The sequence below is a fragment of the Labrys sedimenti genome (assembly GCF_034424805.1).
Taxonomy (GTDB): domain Bacteria; phylum Pseudomonadota; class Alphaproteobacteria; order Rhizobiales; family Labraceae; genus Labrys; species Labrys sedimenti.
Window position 1 is genome coordinate 673,894 of the sequence record NZ_JAXOUF010000002.1, and the last position, 24,270, is coordinate 698,163.

The window sequence follows — 24,270 nt, forward strand, 5'->3', positions numbered from 1 at the left end:
ATGCAACGCGGAAATTCATGAGGCTTTATGGTTCATATCACAAATAGGACCGCTTTCCCCCATTTGCGTTTTTCGAACTCGGACAATGCGGGAAAAGTATTCGGAGTCATTTTAGTCAAGGTGGCTTTTGACGTTCAGGAGGACGGCACCTGTGTTGTCGCGCCGGAGCAGGAGCCGTTCAATTTCACGGATGCTTGCCATGGGGCCGTGAACGAGACATCGTTGCGCCATCCTTCCGATCTCGTGGCCTATAAACCAGCCACCGACATAATCGTCGACGCCATCGCGCATGCGCCGGAGGGCAAGCCAAGCCCTCGTTGGCAAGCGGGGTTGCGTGTTCGCGATGTCGCAGGTGCGGGCATCGAGAAGGTGGTGACCGTCACTGGCCCGCGCCAATGGCTGCCACATTGGAAGCGTCAGTTGCGCGAGGCAGAGACGGCGGAGTGGCAAAAACATATCAAATGGTTCGACCGCTGGGCTCTGAGCGAGCCAGAGCTGATCTCAAGCCTACCGATGCAATGGGAATATGCCTATGGCGGCCAGCTCGCCAAAGGCATGGACGAGCAAGGCAAGCCCATCGTCGAGGCCTTTGAATACAACCCACTGGGGCGCGGCTGGATCGATAAGACTTGGACCGATCACACTAGGTCCGTTCCCGCGCCACAGATCGAGGTGCCGAACCTGCCTGTTACCGAGGCAGGCAGTCACTATCCTCCTGCCAATCTCGGCCCCGTACCGGCCCATTGGCTGCCGCGCCGAAAGCTGGGCGGCACTTATGATCAGAACTGGCTCGACAACATCCGTCCGAAATGGCCGCCTGATTACGATTTCGCCTTTAATAATTCAGCGCCGGAGGACATGCGTTCCGACCGCTTCTTGCAAGGTCCATTGCATATCGAACTCATCAATCTGCGCAAAGGACAGAGTCAGTTCGCTCTGCGGTTGGATCCGGTCACACTGACAATGGCCGTCCAGAGCGGAAATGATGTCGATTTATACCGTCCGCCGCTCGATACGTTGTTTTTGGAAATCGCCGAGGAAGACCTGTTCGACTGCCGTGTCAGCCTGTGTTGGCGGTTGCCTTACCGGATGGACATGACGGACGCCATTACGATCGCCGAAGTCGATCACAGTGATTCCAATTCGCTGCGTGCTCTTGAGGAAAACCTTAAGCCGGCTCCGACACCCACCGATTGCGCCGCGCATAGCAAAATTCTGGAGATGTCTTCGTGAGCATTCCAATTTCCGCCCGTGTCGACGGCAGCCACTACACCCACTCAGTCGCCCCCGATGTGTGCTTGACACCGATGGGGTCGGGCATGGTGCCCGTGCCCTACAACACGATCGCCTTTTACGACCGCTGCGATGGTGCGTCGCGCACCGTACGCAACAATGGCGATCATGATTTCCAGATCAATACACGCCCCATCCGCTGCTACGGCCACGAGCCGGGCACGGGCAAGGGAATATGTGTGCCCGGTTATGTCTCCCATGCGGTGATCAAGAATGGCGCTCCCTTCGTCTTTTCAGAAGGCTGGCAGGTGGTGCGGGATGGCGATACTGGCGAAATCAATCGCCCTGGACGCGGCTTGGTGGAAAAGGAGCGCACGCTCACCACCGTCAAGATCGAGCATTGGTGAGCGGGTGCAGCGGCGGATGATGGTCTGATCTCATGCAGTTCTTGTCGAATGGTCTTAACGAATTTCTCGGCATCGTGGTTTGCTTCGATACCGATGGGACCGCGCCCGACGTCACGGATACGAACAAGGCGCAAGGTCCCGGAGGGCCGGCAGTTGAAACCGCCAATGCACCGAGTGTGTCGGTTGATGGCACGGATATAAATGCACAGATTCGCGAACTTGAAGAGGAATTGGCGAACGAGACCGATCCAGCGCTGCGAGATGAAATCCAACAAGATCTTCAGGAAGCAAGACAAGACCAAGGCGCCTCTTCTGCGGATCGGGCCAGCACGGATTCAGAGGATGCCTATATTGATAAAGTATTAAAAGAATATGAAAACTCTCCTTGGTATAGCCAGTTGGGAACTGCTACTAATGATGTGGTTCGGATATTGGGAGATGATATTGGCGGAGATGCTCCAAATCAATTAAACGCTCTTACTTATTCTATCTTTGGAGATAAAAGTTACTCGGAGTATTTGGCTGACGAATACAGGTATTCAGATGAGGCTAGAATTAGGGCCGGACTCGCTGCTTACGGCATTGATGGTTTGGCAGAATATCTGTCTAGAGGATTGGCGAGCGGAAATGTCAGTCGTCGAGCCCTCCGCCTCGGTGAGAAGTTAGTAGCGAGGTACAAAAGGCTTAAAAGGATAACAGAAAGAATTAAAAAGCTTTTTAAGCGAAAAAGAAAAAAAGACGAAAGGAATAAAAAGAGATGTAAGAGTAATCCTATCTATGTTGCTTCTGGTGCAGCGGTAAATGAGGATCCAGAATTCGTTCTTCCGGGTGCTATACCGCTGCTGATTGGTAGTGGTTATACATCGAATCTTGAAATGTTCGGCCCGCTGGGGCGCAATCGTGTTGGCCCACTCGATGCGACAATTCGGGTTTCCGCGGAGTATCCAGATAAGCTCGAGTTGCTGCGCGAGGATGGTCTAACGGTCTCCTTTCAGCGCCCCTTGCCTACGCCTGGCCATTGGGAGATCGGTGACAGTGTTGAAGAAATGGCGTTGGCGCAAGGGCCTCGGCGTACTTTGCTGCTCAAGGTAGGCACCCTTGTCACGCATTATCACAAATACAAGGACGAGCTTTGGCGAATTGGGAAGATCACCGATCCCTTCGAGCGCAAGATTCAGTTTTTCCGTAACGCCTTCGGTTATCTCGAGCGTATTGATACACCTGAGGGCATCTCAGTATTTTTTACCAACTCCGAGCGTGGGTTACGCTTGGCGGTAGATATTAAAGCGCCAGGTGAGAAGATTATACGTGTTCTCACATATGGCTATGACAAGTTTGATAATCTTACCTTAACTCATGCCAATTTCGGTGATAAAGTTGAGTACGGTTATGACGAGTTAAATCAACGTATAATAACTGTACGTAATGATAAATATATTTCTAAGCACACATATAAAGATGGACGTGTTGTACGAATTAATACCAATGTGTTGCAATATAACGATGATCAATTTGTCTATGATGTTGAAAATCGTGTCACCCATTATTACCCTGGCGGTGATCGCAGTAGGGGTGAGAGCTTCTATTATGACGAAGAAGAAGTCGTCACTCGCGAGGTGAATGCGCTTGGTCACGAGACGCGCTACGAATTTGACGAGACCGGCTATCTTTCAGCCGTCATCGACGGCGAGGGTAACGCTACACGCTACGACTATGACAAGCGCGGCAACATCACCAGCATTCGGGACGGGGAGGGTCGGGAGAGCCATTATTTTTGGAGCGCCGAAGGTCAGCTTGAGATCTACATCGATCCCGAGGCCAATAGCTGGGACTATGTCTATGGCTCCCGGGGAGAACTGACGGCGATCGAGGATCCGCTCGGTCATCGCACCGAGATCATAAACAACGAAATGGGCCTACCTGTACGCATCATGCGCCATGACGGCCTGATGGAAAGCCGGTCCTATGACCGACATGGCCGACTGATCGCGATAACCGACTTCCGGGGTGAGACGACAGGATTAGAGCGTGACGCTTATGGGCGGGTAACGGCGGTCATCGATCCCCTCGGCCAAGTAACCCGCTATGACTACCGTGACGAAGCTGGAGCGGATTTTTGGCAGCCGGCCGTCCTCACCCGCCCTGACGGGGTGCGTGTCGAGAGTAGCGGTGCGGCCGATCACTCGTTCAGGCGGGTGGTCGACGGCGAAGGGAGGCTGACCCTATACCGGTATGGCAAGCGTGAGCTTCTTGAGGAGATGGTCGATAGCAGTGGTGGTACGCTGCGCTTTAGCTATGATGGTCTCGAACGCTTAGTCAGCGTGACAAACCAGCTCGGTTATGTCTGGACATTTGAGCGCGATGGCGCCGGGCGAGTGATCCGCGAAGAGGATTTTGACGGGCTCATCATTGACTATTCCTATGACAAGGCGGGGCGCTTGATCGAGACACGCCATGCCGACGGTGCCCGCCTCCTCTATGCCTATGACAAATCCGGCTTGGCGATTCAGGAAGAGATATTCGGGCCTGGAAGGATTCCGGGTAGGGATGAGCCCGAGGACGTTACTCGCTTTTGGTATGACGGGCGCGGCCTGCTCGCCAAGGCCGAGAATAAGGCGTCATTGGTTGAATATGAACGCGACAAGATGGGCCGTATCGTCGCGGAGACGCTGAACGGTCGTCGGGTGGAGAGCGCCTACGACTGCTGCGGCAACCGGATCGAGCGGCGAATTGGTGGTCGTCTGGTGGTATCGACGTATGATCCTTTGGGAGCGCTACAGAGTCTTGCCGTTGGTGATCATGCGCGACTGACTTTTAAGCGCGATTCGTTGGGGCGAGAGGTCTCGCGACAGAGTGAGGCGGGTTTTGCATTAGATCAGCGTTATGATGTCATCGGTCAGCTGAAAAGCCAGCGTGCGGGACGGATGCAGACTTCCGCTGCGCCACGGCTCCATGGCGTGCCTTTTGTTGAGGCGTCAGCCTCCCCCTTAACCTCTAGGCTGCGGGCGGGAGGAGGCCCTCTCATCGAGCGTTCCTATGGCTGGGACAAGGCTCTTGCACCGACCGCCATTCACGACAGCCTGTGGGGCAAGCTTAGCTACGACTACGACGCCAATGGGCAGATCATTCGCACGGCTTTTGGCGACGGCCATAATGAGGGGTTCTCGTATGACGCAGCGATGAACACGGCGGGTTTTGGTGAAGGTATAGCGGAAGGTGGAGGTGGGATTGGGCCTGTCATTGCAGGCTCCGGCTACGGCCTTGGTCAAAGCGCACCGCAGAACTGGTTGCTTTCACCAGGGGGGCGGATCAAAGACGCAACGGGCGTCTATGGCGAACGTATCAGACTTAGCCATGATTCCAGGGGGCGCGTTATACAGCGGGTGGTTGAGCGTAAGGGCTTTCGGCCCAAGGTCTGGCGCTATAAGTGGGACGCCAAAGATAGGCTGGTGCGCTGCATAACGCCTGGTGGGGATGCATGGCGTTACGGTTATGATCCGTTTGGGCGAAGAGTTTGGAAAGTGCGCGAACTCAGTAAGGCTGAAACGCGGCAGCACGCTATAGCATTCCCCAGACTCGTTGGTATTCAGATGGCAATGCCCGACTATGCTAGTCAGCTTCTGCCGCTGCCTTCGGAGTTGCGGAGTGGCCCGCCCGCGAATTGGCGTGGAGAGGAGGGTGATAAGCCACCTGTGGTGGGTATCGCTTATGGTTGGGACGGCAATGTAGTTGCCGAGGAGGCTCCTCTCCGGCTTGACGGTGCTGTAGATTGGGATGTCGCTGAACGCTGGTATTACGAGCCAGACAGCTTCCGGCCGGTAGCAAAGGAAGCCGCGAACGGTGATCTCTTCTATATTGTGACTGACCATTTGGGTACGCCGCGTGAGATGTTCCGTGAGGATGGCAGGCTTGTTTGGGCGGTTGACTATCGCACTTGGGGTGAAGTGCGCCGCTTATGGTTGGCCGATGCAGTTAACGACAATCTGCTAGAGGGGGGGCGAGGAAATTCCCGTTATCCACGAGGTGACGGCAGGTGGCAGGCTGCTAATGTTGACAGCAGTGCAGCAGAAGGCGAAGACATCAGTTCCTTCGGCTCAGATGGTGCCAACACCGCAGGCGACGGCGACCCAGGTTACGGTGGTCGAACCTATGGCAGTTTGGCCCTGAAGGACGATCTTGCCGCTACCCAAGCACGCCTTCTCTGCCCCATTCGCTTTCAAGGGCAATGGGAGGATGAGGAAACCGGATTATACTACAATCGATTTCGACATTACGACCCGATAGCCGGACAGTATATCTGCCGCGACCCGATTGGCATTGACGGTGGAACCAGACAATATGGGTATGTCGACGCAGCTACCAGCTTTGTCGATCCATTAGGCCTTGCAACGCTCAGAGATAATCTTATTGCCGCAGGCAGGGGACTAAATGTCCCCTGGCAAGCTCACCATTTGATTCCGTGCGCTGTTTGGAGAAATCATAAAGGTATGTTCGATGGTTTAGGAATGCAAAGGGACGCTGCAGATAACGGAATTGCACTGCCGACTGATCCTAATAATGTGTTTAATCCGGGCGACCTGCCAATACACCGCGGGTCCCATGCGATGTACAATGCTAGAAACGAACGAATGGTGAGTTCAATTGAAAGCAGATGGCGTCAGGCAAGGAGATGTGCGAAAACACCTGCTGAACGTGCCGCTGCCGACAGCGCAGCAAGAGGCCAGCTGCAGGCATTGCAGCGAGGCAATGAAGGGATCATACGAGCGTTCGGGATGGCAAATCCGGGCGCAAATATGAATCAGTGCCCATGACACATTTTGTACTCACATATGGTGCGGACAAGGATAAGCGTCTTCCCCATTTTCTGAAAGGTTCTTTGACGCCTGTCAAAGTGAAGAAATATGATCAAGTTACAAGGGATACGCTTGCACCTTATTGGGATGAAAAGAAAAGTATTTTTAAATTTAAAAAAGATCTTTTTTTTATTTCCAGAGAGAAGCTTGTAGATGTCGATTTTTACCCTGTTGCAGATGGTTTTTTGGCATCAAAAGCATTTGTCGATATCTTGTTAACATTCGCGAGCAATTCGGTTCAATTGACTGATGTTGAGATGTTAAATGAAGCTGGGATATCCAATTCCAAGCAAGAAATGAAGTTTTGCCAAATCATTGATGTTAAGCAAGTTTGTGATTTGGCTAGAATGGATATTAATGGAGCGTATCATAAAGAAATTGACGGCCCTAACGCTGTCGAGGAGCAGAATGGTATAAAAGTTGTCACTTCGGCGGCGTATATAATTTTGGATAAAAATATTCCGAATGTTACTCGCTCATGTGACATTCCATCACTGATGGCTTTAGTGTCTCAAGATGTGCGGGACGCTTGTACGGGAGAAGGTCTGCGAGGTCCTTATTTTGTGCCGGTGGATCAGGTGATGGTTGTTGATTTTATGTTAGGTAGCGGTCAAAGCTTTTCTAAAACCACCCCTCGTTGGCAAGAGCGCAGTGTTGTTGAACTTTGGGGACGTGAAGTAAGTCGTGAGAATTTCTTCGATCCCCACTCTGTTGGTGCGCAGAAAACGCTTGAAAGCCTTTTGAAACAATTCGACACGGAATGAACCAAGCCGAGGCTTGGGCTGCATTTCACACGGGTAACCGCTAAAGTGAGATAGCAGTGGGCTCCCAACAATCTGACCCGGTATGCTGAGCGCCGAACTGGCCGTTTAGGACATGTTCACCCCACTTCCCCTATTCCCCGGCCTCGCGCATGATGGCGTGCGCCTTTCCGGTGCCCATCATGCCAGCAGGGAAACAACCATGCCGAACCAGCCCTCCGATGCCATCAGCGCCTTCGGGCCGGACTTTCCGTTTGCCTATGACGAATGGCTGGCCCATCCGGCCGGGCTCGGGGCGGTGCCGGCCGACAAGCATGGCAAACGGGTTGCCATCATCGGGGCGGGGGCGGCCGGGCTGGTAGCCGGCTATGAGCTGATGCGCCTCGGTTTGAGGCCGGTGCTCTATGAATCGGCGCGGCTCGGCGGGCGGCTGCGCTCGCAGCGCTTCGAGGGCACGGACGGCATCATCGCCGAGCTCGGCGGCATGCGCTTTCCGATCTCCTCGCGCGGCTTCTATCACTATGTCGACAAGCTCGGGCTGGAGACGCGGGACTTTCCCAATCCGCTCACCCCGGCGGCCGGCTCCACCGTGATCGACCTGGAGGGCGAGACCCTCTATGCCCGTACGCTGGACGATCTGCCGCCGCTCTACCGGGAGGTCGCCGACGCCTATCACCAGGCGCTGGAAGAAGGGGCCCAGTTCTCGGCCCTGCAGGCGGCGATGCGGGCGCGCGATGCCAAGCGCATCAAGGAGATCTGGGATCCGATCGTGCGCGAATGGGACGAGCGCACCTTCTATGATTTCGTGGTGTCGTCGCAGGCCTTCCGCAAGCTCTCCTTCCGCCATCGCGAGGTGTTCGGGCAGGTCGGCTTCGGCACCGGCGGCTGGGATTCGGATTTTCCCAATTCGATGCTGGAGATCCTGCGCGTCAATCTCGGCGCCTTCGACGACGAGCAGCGCTATGTCGTCGGCGGGGTCGAGCAGGTGGCGCAGGGCCTGTGGCAGAAGGCGCCGGAAAAGCTGGCGCATTGGCCCGCCGGCACCACGCTGGCCGGGCTCAATGCCGGCGCCACCAAAGGGCGGGCCCAGGCGATCGCCCATAATGGCAAGGGCGGTTTTGCCGTGACCGACCAATGGGGCAACCGCGACGATTATGATGCCGTGGTCGTCACCTGCCAGAGCCATCTGCTCACCACCTCGATCGCCGCCGAGGAGAACCTGTTCGACCAGAAGCTGTGGATGGCGCTCGACCGCACCCGCTACATGCAGGCGGCCAAGACCTTCATCATGGTCGACCGTCCCTTCTGGAAGGACAAGGACCCGGCCACTGGCCGCGACGTGCTGTCGATGACGCTGACCGACCGCATCACCCGCGGCACCTATCTGTTCGACAATGGCGAGGGCAAGCCGGGCGTGATCTGCCTGTCCTATTCCTGGATGACCGATGCGCTGAAGGTGCTGCCGCTGCCGGCCGAGCGGCGGGTGGAGCTCGCCCTTTCGGCCCTCGGCAAGATCTATCCCGGGCTCGATATCGCCAGCCATATCATCGGTTCGCCGATCTGCGTGAGCTGGGAGGCCGACGAGAACTTCCTCGGCGCCTTCAAGGGCGCGCTGCCGGGGCATTACCGCTACAATCATCGCATGTACGGTCATTTCATGCAGGCCGACCTGCCGGAGACCCAGCGCGGCATCTTCATGGCCGGCGACGGCGTGAGCTGGACGCCGGCCTGGGTCGAGGGCGCGGTGCAGACGGCGCTCAATGCTGTCTGGGGCGTGATGACCCATCTCGGCGGCCGCTCGCCGGCCGAAAATCCCGGCCCCGGCGATCTCTATCCCACGCTGAAGCCGGTCGATCTCGGAGATTGAAGAGAAGATCCACTCAGGCGGTCATTGCGAGCGCAGCGAAGCAATCCATGAGTGCAAGCAGCGTGCCTCACCAAGATTGCTTCGCTGCGCTCGCAATGACGGCATGTTGGTGGTGGGTCTGCTGTAGGCCGGCCTCCCGACAAGGCCTCGACTGCCCGTTCATCCCTCCTGAAAGAAGCCAGCGATGCGCGCGCGCAGCCACTGATGGGCGGGATCGCCCTGGCGGCGCGGGTGCCAGATCTGGGTGAAGGGCACGGCAGGCAGGGCGTACGGGGGCTCGAACAGGCAAAGGCCGTCGGCCCCGATCGAGGCCGGCAGGATGCCGCGCGCCACGGTCAGGATGATGTCCGTGCCGACGATCAGGCGGGGCGCCACTCCCCAATGCGGCAGGGTGAGGCAGATCCGCCGCTTGTGGCCAAGCGCGGCGAGCGTGCGGTCGATCTCGTTCTCGACATCGGCGCGCAGCGCTACCAGCGCATGTGGGCGGGCGAGATAGGAAGCAAGGTCGAGCCCGCCGGAGGGCGGCAGGCCCGCCCCATCGGCGAGGCAGACATAGCGGTCCTCGAACAGGAGGACGCGGGCCAACTGCTCGCCGAGATCGGGAAACACGCCGAAGGCAATGTCGATTTCGCCATCGAGGATCTGGGCCGCCATCGCCTCCCGGCTCGCCTGGGTGACGAGGAGGTTGCAGCGCGGTGCTTCGGCCCGCAGCAGCGGCACGAGCCTCGGCAGCAGCACGGCGGTGCCATAGTCCGACATCGCCAGCCGGAAGGTGCGCTGCTCGCTCGCGGGGTCGAAGCCGGCCGGGGCCAGCAGATGGCGCATGCGATCGAGCGCCTCGCCGAGATGAGGCTGGATCTCGAGTGCCCGCGCCGTCGGCCTGAGGCTGCCGCCCTGGCGCGTCAGCAGAGGGTCGTCGAGCAGCAGGCGCAGTCGCGCCAGGGCATGGCTGACGGCCGGCTGGCTCTTGTTCAGGCGCAAGGCCGCGCGCGAGACATGGCGTTCCGCCAGCAGGGCCTCGAGGACCGTGAGCAGGTTGAGGTCGATGCCGGCAAGATTATTCATAGGATGCATAGTAGGGATAGGAAATCGGAATTTCCATCTGAATTGAGCATGACTTAGGTCTTCGGCGACTGAAGGAGACCACTATGACCAACCCCGCTTCCCTGTTTCTGCTGCTGCCGGCCCTGATCGCAGGCGCGGTCGTGCCGTTCCAGGCGGGGGCCAATGCCACGCTCGGCCGCCTGCTCGGCCATCCGCTCTGGGCCACCCTGGTTTCGCTGGCGGTGAGCATCGCGGTGGTCCTGCCGGTGATGACGGCCTTCCGCGTCTCGGCCCCCACCATCGACGCGGCGTCGAAAGGGCCGTGGTGGATCTGGACGGGCGGCCTGGCCGGTGTGATCTACATCACCGCCGCGCTCCTGCTGGCGCCCCGGCTCGGCGCCGCCAATTTCATGGTGGCGGTGATCGCTGGCCAGATGATCGCCTCGCTGGCGATCGATCATTTCGGCCTGATGGGCTTTGCAGCAAGGCCGGTCAACCCGGCGCGCCTTGCCGGCGTCCTGCTCATCATCGGCGGCATGGTGGTGACGCAATGGGCCAACGCCGCCGCGCTTGCGGCCGCCGAGGCACGTTGAGAGGCGAGCAGGAAGCGGCGCGAACACCCTTCTCCCGCAAGGGGAGAAGGATTTCCTGCCTCAGGCTTCCTTCGAGACCAGGATCTTGTCGATGCGCCGGCCGTCGAGGTCGACCACCTCGAAGCGCCAGCCATCGCGCACGAAGCTCTCGCCCGTCTGCGGCAGGCGGTTGAGTTCGGCCAGGATGAAGCCGGCGGCGGTTTCGTAGTCGCCCCGCTCGATCGGCATGGCCAGGGTCTCTGCCAGTTCGTCGGCCTGCATCCAGCCCGAGACCAGGTAGGAGCCGTCCGAGCGCATGGTGATGGCCGGCTCGTCCTCGTCGTCGTCCTGGAAGACCCCGGCGATGGCCTCCAGCACGTCATTGGCGGTGATCACGCCTTCGAAATGGCCGTATTCGTCAAAAACCAGCGCCATATGGGCTCTTGAGGAGCGCAGCGAGGGCAGCATCCCGAGGGCCTCATTGGTGTCCATCACGATGGGCGCGGCCTGAATATGGTCGCGCACATTGAGGGCCCGGCCATCGAGCTGGGATTGGAACAGGTCCTTGACGGTGACGACACCGATGATGTTGTCGTCCTCGCCGTCCTGCACGGGCAGGCGCGAGCGGCTGGTGGCACGCAGTTGCGCCATGATCGTTTTGGCGGAATCGGAGAGGTCGATCACCTCGACGTCGCGGCGCGGCGTCATCAGCGAGCGGGCGCTGCGGTCCCCAAGGCGCATGACGCCGGAGATCATGTCGCGCTCGGCGGTCTCAAGCACGCCGGCGTTCTCGGCTTCCTTGAGGATGGTGCGCACTTCCTCTTCCGTCACCTTCTCCTCGCTTTTGCCGGCCTGGCCGAGCAGCCTCAATACGGTGCGCCCGGAGATGTCGAGCAGGAAGACCAGCGGCGCCGCGCATTTCGACAGGAGCCGCATGGCCGGCGCTACGCGGGCCGCCATGCGCTCGGGATCGCGCAAGGCGATCTGCTTGGGCACGAGTTCGCCGATGATCAGCGACAGATAGGTGATCGCCACCACCACGATGCCGACGCCGAGCGTGTCGGCGAGATGGGTGGAGAGGCCCTGGGCCTGCAACCAGCCGGCAAGGCGCGTGCCGAGCGTCGCACCCGAAAAGGCGCCGGAGAGCACGCCCACCAGCGTGATGCCGATCTGGACGGTGGAGAGGAAGCGGCCGGGATTTTCCAGGAGCTCCAGCGCGGTGGCCGCGCCTCGCTTCTTGCGGTCGGCGAGTGCGCGCAGCCTGGCTGGGCGGGAGGAGACAATCGCGAGTTCCGACATGGCGAGGACGCCGTTGAGAAGCGTCAGGAAGACGATGATGGCAATGTCGAGGAACAAGGTGCCTTTGAGGGGGTTGCATGCCCGCGACGAATGTCGGGCCGCTTCGAGGGGGCGGAGCATAACGGCATCGGTGGGCTTGGGATAGAGGGGCGGCCCGGCCCGCTGGGGATGGCAGCCATTCCGGGGACCGCCGCCTGTCTTATGGGAGCGTCAGGATAGGCAAGTACAGGATTGATATTCCCTTTGGGAAGGAAAAGTCCGGCTGTGCAAAGCCGGCGAATATGGCATAACGATTCCCGTCTTGTTGCCATTGTCGGCACAGCCAATTCGGGGAATGTACGAATGTCAAAAATTTCTTTCGCGATCGTCGCTCTCGTGGTGTCCGCGCTCACCCTGACCGCCTGCGCCAATACGGTCACCGGCGTCGGCCGGGATGTGAAGGCCACCGGCCGCGCCGTCAAGCACGCCGTGCAGTAAGTTCGCGCCGGCCTCAGCCGGTCGTCGCGGGCAGCAGTCCGATCGACAAGACGGGCAGCGCTCCTTCGATGCTGCCCGTATCGCCTGCCTCGAAGGCGAGGACATCGCCGAAGCCGAGGTCAAGGCTCGCCGCGCCGATCCGCACCGGGCCGGTGCCGAGCGCCACCACCAGCCGCAAGCCGTCCTGCGGCAATGCCAGCCGTCCGGATGCCAGATCGTACCTCACCACCCGATGGCTGAACCGCCCGCGCCGGGTCATCACGTTGAAGTCGCGAATGGGGCCGTCGACCAGACTGGCCGTGACGGGCACATCGCCGGGGAAGGCCAGGGGAGCGGAGGCCGGGGTCAACCTCACCGCCTCGCGACCCTCGATCGACATGTCGAGACCGTGGCCCTCGATGAGGGTCAAGGTGCGGTCGATCTGCGGGAACAGCGAGAAGGGGCCGTCGCTCGCCACCTCCGCCACCGACAAGCGCCAGTCGAAGTCGTCGAAGCCGGCGCCCTCCGGCGCAACCGCGATCTCGGTGGTGGTGCCGCCGCCATTCTTCCAGGGCTTCGGCGCGAGGTCGGCGAAACGGATGAGCTTCATGGCGGGGTCCATTCGGGGCGGTCTACAGGGTCATTTATTGATCGAGGTCGCGCCGCGCCTCAATGCGAGACGTGGTGCTTGCCGGAGAAGACACGACGCCGAAGTCCCCCTCGCCCCGCTTGCGGGGAGAGGGTAAGGGTGAGGGGCGGCACAGCGCGTGCCAGCGGCTTCCCCAAGCTTCGAAAACGCCCTATTTCAACGCCCTGGCGAACACCAGGCAGGCGCTGAGGATGCTGCCGAGGGTTTCGCGCAGGGGCTGGGCATAGGTCGGGTCGAAGGTAACAGGCCAGTTGGCTTCCCCGACCGGGCCGAGCGGCTCGTCGATGTAGGAGCGGCAGGCGAGTTCCATCTGCACGGCATGCACACCCTTGTCGGGCTGGCCCAGGCTGCGTGTGATGAAGCCGCCCTTGAAGCGTCCGTTCATCACGGTCTCGCGCCCACTGGAGCGGCAGAGCGCCTCGATCGTCTCGGCCAGGGCGGGATGACAGGTCACGCCGCCATTGGTGCCGATGTTGAACTGCGGCAGCGTGCCCTCGAACAAGCGCGGAATGACCGAGCGGATCGAATGGCAGTCATAGACGGCGATGTTGCGATGGCGTCCCCTCAGCCTGGCGACTTCGTCGGCCAGGGCCTGGTGATAGGGATCGAACCAGAGGGCGCGCCGCTCGGCGACCTCGGCCGCGCTGGGGGCCTCGCCGTCCTTGTAGAGCGGCTCGCCGTCGAAGCTGGTGGTCGGGCACAGCTCCGTAGTGGCCTGGCCGGGGTAGAGCGAAACCCCGGACGGGTCACGGTTGACGTCGATGACGGTGCGCGACATCGGCGTGCGCACGATGGTGGCGTCGAGCCCGGCTGCGAAGTCGTAGAGCGTCTCGATCCACCAGTCGGTGTCCTTGCGGGCGAGCCAGGGCGAGACCAGCCGCGCTTCGATCGCGGCCGGGATCTCCGTGCCTGTATGCGGCAGCGAGACGAGCAGGGGTGCCTGTCCCTGCCGGATCTCGAGCCAATCGGGCCGGCTCATGCCGTGCCCTCCACCACGCCAGCCAAAGTCTTGAGGCCGGCGGCCTTCTGCGCCGCGCCGCTCCAGATCAGCGCGGTGGCGGCGGCCATGTCGGGCGCGAAATGCCGGTCGTCGGAAAGGTGGGGCACCTCGGCGCGCAGCGTGGCGCGGGCGCTTTCCAGCGCTTCGCTCGACTTCAGCGGTGCATGGAAATCGCAACCCTGCACGGCCGCGAGATATTCGATGCCGATGACGTTGGCGGTGTTGCGGCTCATCTCCAGGAGGCGGCGGGCGCCGTGGCAGGCCATGGAGACATGGTCCTCCTGGTTGGCCGAGGTCGGGATCGAGTCGACGCTGGCCGGGAAGGCACGCTGCTTGTTCTCCGACACCAGTGCGGCGGCGGTGACCTGCGGGATCATGAAGCCGGAGTTGAGGCCGGGCTTGGGCGTGAGGAAGGCCGGGATGCCCGAAAGAGTCGGGTCGACCAGCATGGCGATGCGGCGCTCGCTGATCGAGCCGATCTCGCACAGCGCCATGGCGATCATGTCGGCGGCGAAGGCGACGGGCTCGGCATGGAAATTGCCGCCGGAGATGACGTCGCCCGTGTCGGTGAAGACCAGCGGATTGTCGGTGACGCCATTGGCTTCGATCGTCAGCGTGGCGGCGGCCTGGCGCAGGAGGTCGAGGCAGGCACCCATCACCTGCGGCTGGCAGCGCAGGCAATAGGGATCCTGCACGCGCTCGTCGCCGGTAAGATGGGAGGCGCGGATGGCGCTGCCGGCCATCAAAGCGCGCAGCGTGTCGGCGACCTCGGCCTGGCCACGGTGGCCGCGGACCTTGTGGATGCGCGGATCGAAGGGGCCGTCAGAACCACGGGCCGCGTCGGTCGAGAGCGCGCCGGTCACCAGGGCGCCCTGGAACACGCGTTCGGCCTGGAACAGGCCCGCCAGCGCCAGGCCGGTGGAGACCTGCGTGCCGTTGAGCAACGCCAGGCCTTCCTTCGGACCGAGCACGAGCGGCGACAGCCCGGCGCGCTTGAGCGCCTCGGTGGCTTCGACCTTCTCGCCCTTGACGAAGAAGGCGCCGACGCCGGTCAGGGCGGCGGTCATGTGGGAGAGCGGCGCCAGGTCGCCCGAGGCGCCGACGGAGCCCTGGCCGGGAACGACCGGGATGAGATCGCGGGCGAGGCAGTCGCGCAGCATGGTGATGGTGGACCATTGCACGCCCGAAGCGCCTTGGGCGAGGCTGCCGAGCTTCAGTGCCATGATCAGCCGGACGGCCTCGACCGGCAGGGGCTCGCCGACACCGGCGGCATGCGAGAGCACGATGTTGCGCTGGAGGATGGCGAGGTCGGCATTCTCGATGCGCACGCTCGCCAGCTTGCCGAAGCCGGTATTGATGCCATAGACCGGCTCGCCCTTGGCGATGATGTCGGCGACGGCCTTGGCAGCGGCCTCGACCAGCGGGCGGCAGCCCTCGTCCAGGTTGATGGGCGCGCCGTCATAGATGGCGCGCCATTGCGCGAGCGAGACGCTGCCGGGACGCAGCAAAACGGGGTTGGTCACTGGCCTCTCCAGATGCGTTGATGTAGCGGATTGAAACCTAGGCGGTAGACGAGTTCAGCCGGGCGCTCGATATCCCAGATGGCGAGGTCGCATTGCTTGCCGGCTTCGAGCGTGCCGATGTCGTCGGCCTTGCCGAGCGCCTTGGCGGCGTTGCGGGTGACGCCGGCGATGCATTCGTCGACGGTCATGCGGAACAGGGTCGCCGCCATGTTCATGGTGGTGAGCAGCGAGGTCAGCGGCGAGGTGCCGGGATTGCAGTCGGTGGCCACGGCCATCGGCACCTTGTGGGCGCGGAAGGCGGCGATGGGCGGCTGCTTGGTTTCCCGGATGAAGTAGAAGGCACCCGGCAGGATCACCGCGACCGTGCCGGCCGCATGCATGGCGGCGGCGCCTTCGTCGTCGGTGTATTCGAGATGGTCGGCCGACAGCGCGCCGTAGTCGGCCGCGAGCTTGGCGCCGTGCAGGTTGGAGAGCTGGTCGGCATGCAGCTTGACCGGCAGGCCCGCCTTCTTCGCCGCGTCGAAGACCTTGCTGATATGCTCGGGCAGGAAGGCGATGCCCTCGCAGAAGCCATCCACGGCATCGGCGAGGCCCTCGGCGGCCACCGCCGGCAGCATTTCGTTGCAGACGAGGTCGATATAGGCGTCCTTGTCGCCCTCGGCCTCGACTGGCAGGGCATGGGCACCGAGGAAGGTGGTCGAGACATTCACCTTGCGCGCCTCGGCGAGCCGGCGGGCGGCCCTCAGCATGGCAAGCTCGGTGCGGGTTTCCAGGCCATAGCCCGATTTCACTTCGACCGTGGTGACACCCTCGGCGATCAGATGGTCGAGGCGGGGCAGGGCGCTTGCGAGAAGCTCATCGTCGCTGGCGGCCCGCGTCGCGTTGACCGAGGAAACGATGCCGCCGCCTGCCCGGGCGATCTCCTCATAGCTGGCGCCCTTGAGGCGCAGCTCGAATTCATGCGCCCGGTCGCCGCCGAAGACGAGATGGGTGTGGCAGTCGATCAGGCCCGGGGTGATCCAGCGCCCTTCGAGGTCGATGGTCTCGACCTTGTCGCGCATGCCGGCTGGCAGGTCGCTCTCGGGGCCGGCGAAGGTGATGCGCTCGCCCTCGGCAAGCACGGCTCCCCGCTCCACGATGCCGAGGTCATCCCCGACCAGGGTTGCCAGGCGCGCATTGCGCCACAAACGACCCCCTTGGCTGTCTGTCGCCATCGATCTCTCCACCCTGCTATTATGTGGGAACATGTATAGACATATTAATTGACGCGCAAGTGGAATGATGAAAGTTTAGTGCCGATTGGCTTGGGCGGGAAAGCAGAACTTGGCGGGGGAGGCGGCAATGGCTAAGGAAGCGGAGGTCTTCGAAATTGCGGCGCTCGCCCGGATGGGGCCATATCGCAGCGGGAGCCTTTGATGAACGAGACAGCCCCCCTCGAGCTGGATGCCAAGGCGCAGACGCTGCATCAGCGCATCCTCGGCGATATCGAGCACCGCATCGTTTCGGGAGAATGGCCGCCGGGCTATCGCATCCCTTTCGAGACCGAGTTGACCGAGATCTATGGCTGCTCGCGCATGACGGTGAACAAGGTGCTGACGCAGCTTGCCACCGCCGGGTTGATCGAGCGTCGGCGCAAGGCGGGCAGTTTCGTGGCCCAGCCGCGCAGCGAGGCCGCCGTGCTCGCCATTCACGGCATCGAGGCGGAGGTGACCGCGCTAGGCCTACCTTATCGCTTCGAATTGCTGCAACGTCGCCAGCGCCGGCCCACGCCGGCGGAACGCCTGACATTCGCGCTGGAAGGCTCCAAGCCGTTGCTGGCGCTGACCTGCCGCCATTTCGCCGGCGACAGCCCGTTCTGCCTGGAGGAGCGCCTGATCGATCTCGAGGCTGTACCGTTGGCGGAGGAGGCCGACTTTACCCGGGAGCCGCCGGGCGTATGGCTGCTGGGGCATGTGCCCTGGACGGTGGCCGAACACCACATCAAGGCCGCGGCGGCCCGCGGGGAAGAGGCGACCCTGCTGAAGCTCGAGCCCGGCAACGCCTGCCTGGTGGTGGAGCGGCGCACCTGGCGCGGCGACCAGTTCGTCACGGCGGTGCGCTTCACCTATCCGGGCGACCGCCATCAGCTGGTGGCGCGTTTCTCGCCGTCCTGACCATGCCTTGCTCCTGACCAGCCTGCTCGCGGGGCTGGCCGTTGCTTGCTGTCGCGGTATAGAGTTCGCACAAAGCCGACTCGTAGGACCAATCCGGGAGGACAGCAGATGAGAAGGGCCGAGGCCGCATGAGCGCAGCGCAAGCCGTTGCGCTGAAGGGCGTTTCGATTTCATTCGCGACCAGGGATTCCCGCTTCGATGCCGTCGCCAATGTCGACCTCTCGGTGGGGGAGCATGAATTCGTCGCCATTGTCGGGCCGACGGGTTGCGGCAAGTCCACGCTGCTCAATGCTACGGCCGGGCTGCTGATCCCGGTCGCCGGAAGCGTCGAGGTCTTCGGCAAGCCGCTCAAGGGCTTGAACGGGCAGGCCGGCTACCTGTTCCAGCAGGAATCGCTGATGCCCTGGAAGACCGTCCTGCAGAATGTCGCCATCGGCCTGGAGGTTGCCGGCACGCCCGCGGAAAAGGCCAGGCAGGCGGCGCAAACCTGGCTGGAACGGGTCGGCCTCGCCCGCTTCGGCGATCGCTATCCGCGCATGCTGTCCGGAGGGCAGCGCAAGCGCGTGGGCCTGGCGCAGGTGCTAATCCGCAATCCCAAGCTGCTGTTGATGGACGAGCCCTTCGGGCCGCTCGACGCCCAGACCCGGCTGGTGATGGGCGACCTCCTGCTGAAGCTGTGGTCGGAGGATCGCAAGGCGGTCATGTTCGTCACCCACGACCTCGACGAGGCGATAGCCTTGGCCGATCGCATCGTCATCATGTCGGCCGGTCCGAGGGCCGGCATCATCGGGGAGTTCAGCGTACCTCTGCCCCGGCCCCGCGCCATTGCGGAAATCCGCCATGACCCCGCTTTCATCCGCCTGCATCGCGACATCTGGGATGCGCTGCGCGACGAGGTGATGAAAGCCTACAGCTAGCTTGGCGGTTTTTTCTCATGAATTCGATCGATCATTCGTCATTGCGAGCGCGGCGAGGCAATCCAGAGCTCCTGCTTAATGGCAGCTGGATTGCCTCGCCGCGCTCGCAATGACGGATCAGCCTTTACGCATCCTGTATGAAACGGCCGTCGTGGGGACCCGAATGAACAACAAGATCGTCTTGCTCACCCTGCAGGTGCTCGTCGCGGTCGTCGGCATCACCCTTTGGCACCTGGCCTCGACGACGTCGCTGTTCGGCTCGCCCAAGACGGTGGCCTTCTTCTTCGGCGAGCCGCTCAGCGTGTGGAAGCGGATCGTGGAGTGGTTCAGCGATGGCTCCATCTGGTATCATCTATGGATCACCCTGGCTGAATCGGCGCTGGCCTTCCTGTCCGGTGCTCTGGGCGGCGTCATTCTCGGCTTCTGGTTCGCCCGCCAGCCCGTGGTCGCCGCTGTTTTCGACCCCTATGTCAAGGCCGCCAATGCGCTGCCCCGCGTGGTGCTGGCGCCGATCTTCGCGCTGTGGTTCGGCCTCGGCATCTGGTCGAAGGTGGCCCTCGGCTTCACCCTGGTGTTCTTCATCGTCTTCTTCAACGTCTATCAGGGCGTCAAGGAAGTAAGCCCGGCCGTGCTCTCCAATGCCCGCATGCTCGGCATGAACGAGCGCCAGCTCCTGCGCCACGTCTATCTGCCTTCGGCGATGTCCTGGGTGTTCTCCAGCCTGCACACCTCCGTCGGCTTTGCCGTGGTCGGCGCGGTGGTCGGCGAATATCTCGGTTCCTCGGCGGGCCTGGGTTACCTCATCCAGCAGGCCGAGGGCGTGTTCGACGTCACCGGTGTCTTCGCCGGCATGTTCGTGCTGATGGCCTTCGTTCTCATCGTCGACTGGCTGATGACGGCGGTGGAGCGCCGCCTGCTGGTCTGGCGCGGGTAGAGAAATGCATGATTCCCTTGAAGCGTACTTTTCTCTAACTCTTTGTTTCGATGCATTTTCTTGAAAATGCTTCTGGCAATACTGAAAATCGGATTGGGAGGAAAATCATGAAACGCAGAACTTTTCTGGTCGGCACTGCCGGCATGGTATTTAGCGCCTCGCTCGGCGGAACGCTGCCGGCCTTCGCCGACGACGCCAAGCCCGAAAAAACCGACCTCGCCATCGGCGTCGGCGGCAAGCCGCTGCTCTATTATCTGCCGCTGACCGTGGCCGAGCAGAAGGGCTTCTTCAAGGAGGAAGGGCTCAACGTCACCATCAACGACTTCGCCGGCGGCTCCAAATCGCTGCAGGCCCTGGTCGGCGGCTCGGTGGATGTAGTGACCGGCGCCTATGAGCATACCATCCGCATGCAGAACAAGGGGCAGGACATCGTCGCCGTCTGCGATCTCGGGCGCTTTCCCGGCATCGTCATCGCGGTGCGCAAGAGCCTTGCCGGCGAGATCAAGACCATCGCCGACCTCAAGGGCCGCAAGGTGGGCGTGACGGCGCCGGGATCCTCCACTGCTCTCCTGTTGCAATATGCGTTGCAGAAGAACGGCCTCACCTCGGCCGACGTCGCCCAGATCGGTATCGGCGGCGGCGCCAGTGCCGTCGCCGCCATCAAGAACGGCGGCATCGATGGCCTCTCCCATCTCGATCCGGTGATCAGCCAGCTGCAGCATGACGACGATATCGCCATCCTGCTCGACACGCGTACGGAGGAGGGCACCAAGGCCCTGTTCGGTGGCACTAATCCTGCGGCTACGGTCTATCTGAAGCAGTCTTTCGCGCAGGAGAATCCCGTGACCACCCAGCGCGTGGTCAATGCCATGATGAAGGCCCTGAAGTGGCTCGGCCAGGCCAAGCCCGAGGATGTCGCCGATCTCGTGCCGAAGGAATATCTGCTGGGCAATCGGGACCTCTACATGCAGGCGTTCCAGAATTCGCGGCAGATGTATTCACCGGACGGCATGGTCACCAAGGATGGCTATGAGTCGATGTTGAATGCGCTCAAGGCCCTCGACCCGGAACTCGCCAATGCCGACGTTCCCTACGAGAAGACCTTCGATCCGGCTTTCGTCAAGGCGGCCAAGATCTGACGGCGCGGCCGGGCAGGCGAGAGCTTTGTCAGCAGGCCGGCCCCGGCAATCCAACCTCGGGTTGTGTCGAGCGGGGCTTCTGGATAGCCGGGCCGAGCCCGGCTATGACAAATCGCAGCCTTTCCCGTTCAGGGAGCCGCATTGCCGCTGGACTCAATCTTTCTCCAAGGGAATAAGAATCTGCCCAAAGAGTTTGCAGCAGGCGAGGATTCGGCTGCCGCCACGTTCTCAGAGTCTCCGGGGGAAATGCCATGAAATACCTGCTTCTGCTGGTACCTTGCGTACTGGCATTGCTGACGCCGCTTTATAACAGCATCGATCCCGTGCTGTTCGGATTGCCCTTCTTCTATTTCTATCTTCTCGTCCTGGTGCCGATTTCGTCGCTGTTCGTCTACCTCGCCTGGAAGGTTGAACGCTGATGCTGGACAATCTCAATTGGACGGCGGCGATGGTCTTCGTCTTCTTCTTCCTCCTCGTCACCGTGGTGGGTTTCGTGGCGGCACGCTGGAAGGCGGGGGATCTCGACCAGTTGCATGAATGGGGGCTCGGTGGTCGGCGCTTCGGCGCCTGGATCACCTGGTTCCTGCTGGGGGGCGACCTCTATACCGCCTACACCGTCATTGCCGTGCCTGGCCTGATGTATGCGGTGGGCGCTTACGGCTTCTTTGCGGTGCCCTATACCATCCTGATCTACCCCCTGATCTTCCTGATCATGCCGCGGCTGTGGAATGCCACCCACAAGCATGGCTATCTCACCGGTGCCGATTTCATTGCCGGGCGTTACGGTAATCGCTGGCTGGAGCTGGCGGTGGCCTTCACCGGCATCCTCGCCACCATGCCCTATATCGCCCTGCAGCTCGTCGGCATGGAGAAGGTGATCCAGGCCCTTGGCTTCTCGGCCACGGGGTGGGCCTCGCACGCTCCCCTGACGATCGCCTTCATCATTCTGGCGCTCTACACCTATAAGAGCGGCCTGCGCGCCCCGGCCATGATCGCCTTCATCAAGGACATCATGATCTATATCTTCGTGATCGCCGCGGTCGTCATCATTCCCTATCAGCTCGGTGGTTTCGGCTCGATCTTCGAGAAGGCCAAGGTCGTCTATGACGCCAAGGCGGCAGCCCTCGCCGCGGCCGGCAAGCCCGCCAATGTCGGCCTGACGCTGACGCCGGCGCAGATCTGGCCCTTCATCACACTCTCCATCGGCTCGGCCATGGCGCTGTTCATGTATCCGCATGCGCTCACCGGCACGCTCTCGGCCACCGGCCCCAATGCCATCCGCCGCAATGCGGTGGCGCTGCCGGCCTATTCGCTGATCCTCGGCCTCATCGCGTTGCTGGGCGTGATGGCGGTTGCCGCCGGCATCGAGACGCCCAATGGCGATGCCTCGATGGCGATTCCGCTTCTGATCAACAAGATGTTCCCCGACTGGTTTGCGGGCTTCTGCTTTGCGGCCATCGCCATCGGCGCCCTGGTGCCGGCCGCGGTGATGTCGATCGGTGCGGCGAATACCTTCACCCGCAATGTCTGGAGACCCTTCATCGAGCCGGATATGTCGGCGCAGAAGGAATCCTACCTCGCCAAGCTGATGAGCCTGATCGTCAAGGTCGGTGCCCTTGCGGTGATCTTCTGGCTTCCGACAAAGTTCGCCATCGACTTGCAGCTCCTTGGCGGCGTGTGGATGATCCAGATCTTCCCCGCGCTGGTCGCCGGGCTCTATACGCGCTGGTTCAACGGCTGGGCCCTGCTGATCGGCTGGGCCGCGGGCATGCTCGCAGGCACCTATATGGCAATGGCCTCGGGTGCGGTGGCGCCGACTTACGCTCTGTTCGGCACCTCCTTCTATATCGGCCTGATCGCCGTGGTGCTGAACTTCGTGGTCTCGGTGGTGCTCACCATGGTGCTTGGCTCGACCACGCAGGACGAAACCTCGGACGCGGATTACGAGGATGCGGTGACGACCCGCTGAGGGCGTCGCATCTTGAAACGACGACGGAGGCCGGCGGTGACGCCGGCTTCTTCGTTTCCAGTAGAGCAAAGCGCGCTCGGGCGTGGACGCCTATTTGCTCTAGCTCATTGTTTCGACGCGTTTTTGCGATTCTCGGTGATTCCACCAAATCGCAAAACGCTTTAGCGGAAACGGTCATCTGCGCAGTTGAACAAATGCCGTGGGCGGGGCATTTTGTCAGATGAATCATATTGTAGAACGTTCATTTCCAATTGTGAGAACTGCCATGACCTATGTTCCGGATGAAACGCGTTACGACGCCATGCAATATCGCCGTTCCGGCCGTTCGGGCCTTCAGCTGCCGGCGCTCTCGCTCGGGCTCTGGCACAATTTCGGCGGTGACATCCCCTTCGAGAATGCCAGGGCGCTCTGCCGCAAGGCCTTCGACCTCGGCATCACCCATTTCGACCTCGCTAACAATTACGGGCCGCCGCCCGGCTCGGCCGAGGAAACCTTCGGGCGTATCCTCAAGACGGATTTTGCCCATCACCGCCAGGAATTGGTGATCTCGACCAAGGCCGGATACCGCATGTGGCCCGGGCCCTATGGCGAGTGGGGCAGCCGCAAATATCTGCTCTCCAGCCTCGATGCCAGCCTCAAGCGCATGGGTATCGAGACGGTCGACATCTTCTATTCCCATCGTTTCGACCCGAACACCCCGCTGGAAGAAACCATGACGGCGCTGCATGATGCCGTGCGCCAGGGCAAGGCCCACTATGCCGGCATCTCGTCCTACAGTGCCGAACGCACCAAGGAGGCGGCTGCGATCCTGCGTCGCCTCGGCACGCCGCTGCTCATCCATCAGCCGAGCTACTCCATGCTCAACCGTTGGATCGAGAAGGACAGCCTGCTCGATCAACTCGCGACCGACGGTGCAGGCTGCATCGCCTTCACCCCACTGGCGCAGGGCCTGCTCACCAGCAAATATCTCGGAGCAAGCGGCATTCCGGCTGACAGCCGCGCCGCAGCCGGCAAGTCGCTCTCACCCGACCAGCTCTCCGAAGCGAATCTGGCAAGGCTGCGGGCTCTCGACGCGATTGCCCGTCGTCGTGGCCAGTCGCTGGCCCAGATGGCGATCGCCTGGGTCCTGCGTGATCCGCGCATGACCTCGGCCCTCATCGGTGCCAGCCGGCCTGGCCAGATCGAGGACTGCGTCGGTGCCTTGAGGAATCTCGATTTCTCTGCCGAGGAACTGGCCGAGATCGATCATTATGCCGAGGAAGGCAATGTCAATCTCTGGGCGGCCTCGAGCAAGGGCTGATCGCGAGACAGCTGAGCGTCGATCCAGCAGCGGGCCGCTTTGCGGCCCGTTTTGCTGTCAGGACTTGGCAAGGCAATATGCCTGTGTTTCCCTAGAGGCCAATTAGACTTAAGAATGATAGAGCAACAAGCAATCAAATTATTTCTAAAAAGCATGAAGTATATTCAATAGAAATTGTCTCATGCCAAATTCTT

20 protein-coding genes are annotated in these 24,270 nt (G+C 61.3%); 14 read left to right on the forward strand and 6 right to left on the reverse strand.

Annotated elements, in window-relative coordinates; translation table 11 throughout:
* Positions 1-27 precede the first annotated feature (27 nt).
* From U1R88_RS09630 to U1R88_RS09650, 5 genes are all read left to right on the forward strand, one after another.
* On the forward strand, positions 28-1,233 hold the full coding sequence (locus U1R88_RS09630; protein WP_322431031.1) for a DUF2169 family type VI secretion system accessory protein: 1,206 nt from the start codon (positions 28-30) through the stop codon (positions 1,231-1,233).
* Complete coding sequence (locus U1R88_RS09635; protein ID WP_322431032.1) at positions 1,230-1,640, forward strand: PAAR-like domain-containing protein; 411 nt, start codon at positions 1,230-1,232, stop codon at positions 1,638-1,640. Before U1R88_RS09630 ends, U1R88_RS09635 begins: the two co-directional genes overlap by 4 nt.
* 32 nt (positions 1,641-1,672) lie before the next feature.
* Positions 1,673-6,451 carry an RHS repeat-associated core domain-containing protein gene (locus U1R88_RS09640; RefSeq protein ID WP_322431033.1) on the forward strand — a complete coding sequence of 1,593 codons (4,779 nt, stop codon included), beginning with the start codon at positions 1,673-1,675 and terminating at the stop codon, positions 6,449-6,451.
* Entirely contained in the window at positions 6,448-7,257 is an 810-nt protein-coding gene (locus U1R88_RS09645) for a hypothetical protein (protein WP_322431034.1), read from the forward strand. Before U1R88_RS09640 ends, U1R88_RS09645 begins: the two co-directional genes overlap by 4 nt.
* A 199-nt stretch (positions 7,258-7,456) precedes the next feature.
* Positions 7,457-9,121: a flavin monoamine oxidase family protein gene (locus U1R88_RS09650; protein WP_322431035.1), complete on the forward strand. Its 1,665-nt coding sequence runs from the start codon at positions 7,457-7,459 to the stop codon at positions 9,119-9,121.
* 159 nt (positions 9,122-9,280) lie between these two features.
* On the opposite strand, the gene U1R88_RS09655 is transcribed toward U1R88_RS09650, so the two are convergent.
* Positions 9,281-10,186, reverse strand: a complete 906-nt coding sequence (locus U1R88_RS09655) for a LysR substrate-binding domain-containing protein (protein ID WP_322431036.1) — start codon at positions 10,184-10,186, stop codon at positions 9,281-9,283.
* 83 nt (positions 10,187-10,269) lie between these two features.
* On the opposite strand from U1R88_RS09655, the gene U1R88_RS09660 reads away from it, so the two are divergent.
* Complete coding sequence (locus tag U1R88_RS09660; RefSeq protein WP_322431037.1) at positions 10,270-10,758, forward strand: DMT family transporter; 489 nt, start codon at positions 10,270-10,272, stop codon at positions 10,756-10,758.
* Positions 10,759-10,818: 60 nt separating this feature from the next.
* On the opposite strand, the gene U1R88_RS09665 is transcribed toward U1R88_RS09660, so the two are convergent.
* Positions 10,819-12,093, reverse strand: coding sequence for a hemolysin family protein (locus U1R88_RS09665; RefSeq protein ID WP_068288870.1), 1,275 nt, complete (start codon positions 12,091-12,093; stop codon positions 10,819-10,821).
* A 285-nt stretch (positions 12,094-12,378) separates the two neighbouring features.
* Here U1R88_RS09665 and U1R88_RS09670 point away from each other — a divergent pair, with 285 nt between their 5' ends.
* Complete coding sequence (locus U1R88_RS09670; protein WP_068288645.1) at positions 12,379-12,513, forward strand: entericidin A/B family lipoprotein; 135 nt, start codon at positions 12,379-12,381, stop codon at positions 12,511-12,513.
* 13 nt (positions 12,514-12,526) lie between these two features.
* Here the strand turns inward: U1R88_RS09670 and U1R88_RS09675 are convergent, their stop codons facing one another.
* The 4 genes from U1R88_RS09675 to hutI all read right to left on the reverse strand — a co-directional run bounded on the left by U1R88_RS09675 (position 12,527) and on the right by hutI (position 16,878).
* Positions 12,527-13,102 carry a HutD/Ves family protein gene (locus U1R88_RS09675; protein ID WP_322431038.1) on the reverse strand — a complete coding sequence of 192 codons (576 nt, stop codon included), beginning with the start codon at positions 13,100-13,102 and terminating at the stop codon, positions 12,527-12,529.
* 190 nt (positions 13,103-13,292) lie between these two features.
* Entirely contained in the window at positions 13,293-14,120 is an 828-nt protein-coding gene (hutG, locus tag U1R88_RS09680; protein ID WP_322431039.1) for an N-formylglutamate deformylase, read from the reverse strand.
* Positions 14,117-15,664, reverse strand: a complete 1,548-nt coding sequence (gene hutH, locus U1R88_RS09685; protein ID WP_322431040.1) for a histidine ammonia-lyase — start codon at positions 15,662-15,664, stop codon at positions 14,117-14,119. Before hutH ends, hutG begins: the two co-directional genes overlap by 4 nt.
* Positions 15,661-16,878, reverse strand: coding sequence for an imidazolonepropionase (gene hutI, locus U1R88_RS09690; protein WP_322431041.1), 1,218 nt, complete (start codon positions 16,876-16,878; stop codon positions 15,661-15,663). The genes hutH and hutI overlap by 4 nt, the downstream gene beginning before the upstream one ends.
* A gap of 201 nt (positions 16,879-17,079) precedes the next feature.
* Here hutI and hutC point away from each other — a divergent pair, with 201 nt between their 5' ends.
* The 7 genes from hutC (at position 17,080) to mgrA (ending at position 24,076) form a co-directional block, all read left to right on the forward strand.
* The gene (hutC, locus tag U1R88_RS09695) at positions 17,080-17,817 is read left to right on the forward strand and encodes a histidine utilization transcriptional repressor HutC (protein ID WP_322431042.1); all 738 of its coding nucleotides are present in this window, start codon (positions 17,080-17,082) and stop codon (positions 17,815-17,817) included.
* 128 nt (positions 17,818-17,945) lie between these two features.
* Positions 17,946-18,734: an ABC transporter ATP-binding protein gene (locus U1R88_RS09700; protein WP_322431043.1), complete on the forward strand. Its 789-nt coding sequence runs from the start codon at positions 17,946-17,948 to the stop codon at positions 18,732-18,734.
* Between the two features lie 163 nt (positions 18,735-18,897).
* Complete coding sequence (locus U1R88_RS09705) at positions 18,898-19,668, forward strand: ABC transporter permease (RefSeq protein ID WP_322431044.1); 771 nt, start codon at positions 18,898-18,900, stop codon at positions 19,666-19,668.
* Between the two features lie 107 nt (positions 19,669-19,775).
* A complete protein-coding gene (locus U1R88_RS09710) occupies positions 19,776-20,807 on the forward strand; it encodes an ABC transporter substrate-binding protein (RefSeq protein ID WP_322431045.1) in 1,032 nt (343 codons plus the stop codon).
* Between the two features lie 251 nt (positions 20,808-21,058).
* Complete coding sequence (locus tag U1R88_RS09715) at positions 21,059-21,226, forward strand: DUF3311 domain-containing protein (protein WP_082979752.1); 168 nt, start codon at positions 21,059-21,061, stop codon at positions 21,224-21,226.
* Entirely contained in the window at positions 21,226-22,776 is a 1,551-nt protein-coding gene (gene mctP / locus U1R88_RS09720) for a monocarboxylate uptake permease MctP (RefSeq protein WP_322431046.1), read from the forward strand. Before U1R88_RS09715 ends, mctP begins: the two co-directional genes overlap by 1 nt.
* Before the next feature lie 265 nt (positions 22,777-23,041).
* The gene (gene mgrA / locus U1R88_RS09725; RefSeq protein ID WP_322431047.1) at positions 23,042-24,076 is read left to right on the forward strand and encodes an L-glyceraldehyde 3-phosphate reductase; all 1,035 of its coding nucleotides are present in this window, start codon (positions 23,042-23,044) and stop codon (positions 24,074-24,076) included.
* Positions 24,077-24,270 lie beyond the last annotated feature (194 nt).